A 3,889-nucleotide genomic window follows, 5' to 3' on the forward strand; every position below is an offset into this window, starting at 1 on the left:
TCTCCGTGAAGTCCAAGAAGGTGGTGACGCCGCCACAGGCGGCGGCCACGCTCCCGGTGTAAAAGTCCCTCGCCCCGGTACACCCTTGGAACGGAGTAATGAAGTGCACGTGTGGGTCTATGAGACCGGGTAGAACCCATTTTCCGCGCACGTCAATGATCTCGTCGGCTTCGCCCTTGGCGCAGCTTGCCAGGAGGGCTTCGATTCGCTCTCCGCGGATGGCCACGTCGGCCTCCACGTGGCCGCCCGGTGTAACGACCCTGCCGCCTTTGAGTATTAGAGAGAACCGCACGACTGCCACCTCACACGGGTCACGAAACGACGCGCCAGTAGAATGTCAACCCAAGCACGGCCACTGCCGTCGCCAATACGACGTAATCCCACCGTTTGAAGCCCACCTCGCGGTAGATGTTCCTCTTTGTGCCGCACATCTCGGGAATGCTGAAACCCCTGAGGTCCATCGAAAGCGCGATACCCTGGCTCCTTCTCAGGGCGCCCAATCCCAAGGGGACTACCAGCGTCGCCGCCCCGCCGAGAATCTTGATGGGGTTCCTGGACCCGAACGAGGCCCACGCCCGTGCCTTCAAGGCATTCCTGATGATGTGGAGCTCTTCTTGTATGAGGGGAAAGAACCGCATGGCGAATCCGAACATGAAAGCGGCTCGATAGGGCAGGCCCCATCTGTACAGGGAGAGGCCCCAGTGAAACGGATCGGTAGTGAGCGAGAAGCCAAGGAAACCAACTCCCATGGCCATGAGTCTTAATCCGACGGTACTCCCTACCTGGAAGCCGCGCAGGGACACCTTGACGGTCATCAGGCCCGCAGGGGATATCGTGGTGTAGGGACCGCCCATGCTCAGACTCTGAATGAGAATCATCGCGACCACGAGCGGGACCATCAGGGCGACAAACCCCCAGTACTCCCAAGGGGCGATCCTCCCGAACACCCAAATGATGACGATGTAGCCCAGGATGAAAACCCCCGGCCATGGGAGGGGTAACATCCATAAAGGAATGAGCGTGGCAAGCACGAACACCATCTTGCTGCGCGGGTCAAGCCTGTGGAGCCACGAATCGGCCCCGGAATACCTGTAGAGCATCAGGCGACGCCCCCTATCAGGCGTTGTTTGAGCTCCTCCACCGACAGGGGTGGGGGACACACTCCAAGCCTCAGGCCGAGCTGCGTTATGAGCGGGGGCTCTACGTATGTCTGCGCCAGCAATTCGGGCTGCGAGAACACCCCCCTCGGGGTGCCCTCTACGAGCACTTCCCCCGAACACAGCGCGATCACTCGGTCGGCGTATTCGGCCACGAGGTCCATGTCATGCGTTATGATGCCGAGGGCCGTGCCCTCTCGCCTCGCGCTGCGCACCAGCAAGTCCATGATCTCGCGCGACCTGACGGGGTCCTGGCCCGTAGTAGGTTCGTCAACGATCAACACTTTGGCCCCTAGCACCCAGATGGCGGCCGTCGCCAGCCGCTGCCGGTCGCCCTTGGCAAGACGGTAGGGGTGGGTGTCTTCCTTTCCGGCCAGGCTGAGCTCTCCGATGGCCCTGCCCACCTTGGTCTCGATCTCGTCGGGCGAGACGCCGAGGTTCCTCAATCCGAAGGCGATCTCGTCGCGGACCGAATCCCTGAACAGCTGATGGTCCGGGTTTTGGAACACGTAGCCCACGTAAAGTGCCTGCCTCGCCGGCGGGATCTTCGCCAGGTCCAAGCCGTCTGAGGGACCAGGAAACCGCTCAGGCAACGAGCAAGGGTCGTCTTGCCGCTGCCGTTCTGCCCGATGAGTGCCACCACTTCGCCGCTGCGCATACTCATGGAGACGTTCCTTACGGCTTTCACGCGCCGCGGGAAGGGATAGGTGAACTCCAGGCCGCTCGCGTCTAGAACGACCTCGCCGGCGGTCTCCCGGTTGTCCTGCGCACCCTGATCGGAATGCGGTGCGGCCTTCCCGGGAGTGCCTGCCCTGACAAGCTCGCGGTATTCTCTTGTCGCCTCCTCTAGAGTGATGGCTTGTCTTATCGGAACGCCGGCTTCAAGGAGTGCCGCGCCGAGCTCCACGACCTTCGACCCCATGACCCCGTGACGGCGCAGCAATTCGGGCCTAGCCGCGAGTTCCCTCGGAGAACCGTCAAGGACGATCCGGCCGTCGCTCATGAGGACCATCCGGGAGGCGTGCTGGAAGAGAAGATCGATCTTGTCCTCGACAATCACAATGGTATAGTCGCCGGTCTTGCGAAGCTCTTCAATGGCGTCGAATACCATCTTGGTACCCAGCGGGTCCAGGGCGGACGTCGGGTTGTCGAACAGGAACACCCTCGGCTTTATCGCGTAGATGCTGGCGAGGGCGACCTTCTGCTTCTCCCCGCCCGACAGATCGAAACAAATCCGATCCTCAAGGTGGGGAATGCGGAACCGCGCGAGGGCTTCGTCTTTTCTCCTGTCCATCTCACCTCGTTCAAAACCCCTGTTCTCTAAGCCGAAAACCAGTTCGTCTCTGACCAGAAGGTTGAACAGCTGCGCCTCCGGATCTTGCATGACGAGACCGATGGACTGGGTCAGGCGGGTCAAGTTTTGTCTCCGCGTGTCCTCTCCGAGTATCCTCACCGAGCCGTCGAGCTCTCCCCTCATCCAGTGAGGGATTACGCCTGAGAGCAGGTACAGGAGGGTGGTCTTCCCGCAACCCGTAGGTCCAATTATTCCCAGGCATTCACCGCTCCGCACCTCGAGGTTGACATCTCGCAAGCACGGTTTCTCTGTTGCCGGGTACCTGAAAGAAACGTCCTGCAGCTGGAATACGGTGTCCCTTGCGTGAGGCATCGTTCCATACCGCCCTCCCGTACCTGAACGGCGCAAGCGTCAATCGCCCGACTTGGATTTCTGCCGCTTGTTCATTGAGAGGAATATCGCTCCGACGATGACGGCCAGGACGATGAGGGTCGCGAACAGCTTCCACCCGGAGAGCCCGAGCCCGAGGCCGACGTCCGGGATGGCGCCTTTGGCTACCTGGCTCGTCCACCAGTTGCCGATCAACACGAACGCCGCAACAATCACGACCCCAAGGATGACATAGTTCACCTCGTTCGCCTCCCTTTTGCGCGTCGCGCGCCTCATCACACGTCGGCCACTCCGGATCGTTGCACAGCTCTTGCGAAGGCGAAGCCCATGAACGACCCCGGTATGGAGGTCAGCATCAGGAGGAACCACAAACCAGCCATGACCGGAACGGTAAACTTGAAGAAATACACCCAGGTGATCATGTAAGAGAAGGTGTTGCAGAACTCCGCCACCACGCACATCAGGAAGAATTGCTTGAAGTTCATCCGGCCGTCCCCGCGCCTGAAGTAATACTGACAGAACAGCGACATCGGGATCACGTACATCGTGTTGTCCAAGAAAAACCTCGGGGCCATCGGACTCGCACCGGTCAGAAGCGACACGATGGGATTAAAGTTCGCGGTCAAAAGCCCCCCGAGTAGCCCGAAGTTTATTACCGATGCGGGGAACCACAGGAACACAAACAGGTCACCAAACCAGTACAGGACGCCCCCGGAGAGAGCCGTGTCGAGCCTTTCCGTCAACTGCATTGTTATCGAGAAGCAGACAGCTAGAAGGACGCCGCCCACGATTGCCTTGGTGTCGGTTCGCCACAGACGATAGTTCGGGTTGCTAATGCTCCATCGATCCTCGCCGAGACTCACCATCGTCACTCAACCTCCTTCGTCGCATCTCTCACGGACGCCCCCGGCCGGCCAGAGAAACCTTGCAAGATCGCCTTCGTCACCCCCTTCCTCGACCTGAGTTTCCGCCGCGATCCTCACACCCGCCGGCCGACCCACCCGGCCCGCACCCTACGGTTGTGGTACAGCCAGGTCTTCAGGTCCGG

General features: G+C 60.5%; 6 protein-coding genes. All 6 read right to left on the bottom strand.

Features of this window, described 5'->3' with window-relative positions; translation table 11 throughout:
* Positions 1–292: amidohydrolase family protein (locus NUW23_14515; GenBank protein ID MCR4427373.1), on the bottom strand; the 292-nt coding region annotated here is incomplete at its 3' end.
* Between the two features lie 19 nt (positions 293–311).
* Positions 312–1,100 carry an energy-coupling factor transporter transmembrane protein EcfT gene (locus tag NUW23_14520; protein MCR4427374.1) on the bottom strand — a complete coding sequence of 263 codons (789 nt, stop codon included), beginning with the start codon at positions 1,098–1,100 and terminating at the stop codon, positions 312–314.
* A complete protein-coding gene (locus NUW23_14525; protein MCR4427375.1) occupies positions 1,100–1,675 on the bottom strand; it encodes an ATP-binding cassette domain-containing protein in 576 nt (191 codons plus the stop codon). Before NUW23_14525 ends, NUW23_14520 begins: the two co-directional genes overlap by 1 nt.
* On the bottom strand, positions 1,600–2,823 hold the full coding sequence (locus NUW23_14530) for an ABC transporter ATP-binding protein (GenBank protein MCR4427376.1): 1,224 nt from the start codon (positions 2,821–2,823) through the stop codon (positions 1,600–1,602). The genes NUW23_14525 and NUW23_14530 overlap by 76 nt, the downstream gene beginning before the upstream one ends.
* 39 nt (positions 2,824–2,862) lie before the next feature.
* The gene (locus NUW23_14535; protein MCR4427377.1) at positions 2,863–3,081 is read right to left on the bottom strand and encodes a hypothetical protein; all 219 of its coding nucleotides are present in this window, start codon (positions 3,079–3,081) and stop codon (positions 2,863–2,865) included.
* A 35-nt stretch (positions 3,082–3,116) separates the two neighbouring features.
* Entirely contained in the window at positions 3,117–3,707 is a 591-nt protein-coding gene (locus NUW23_14540; protein MCR4427378.1) for a hypothetical protein, read from the bottom strand.
* Positions 3,708–3,889 lie beyond the last annotated feature (182 nt).

The organism is Bacillota bacterium (assembly GCA_024655925.1).
Lineage (GTDB): Bacteria > Bacillota > DTU025 > DTU025 > JANLFS01 > JANLFS01.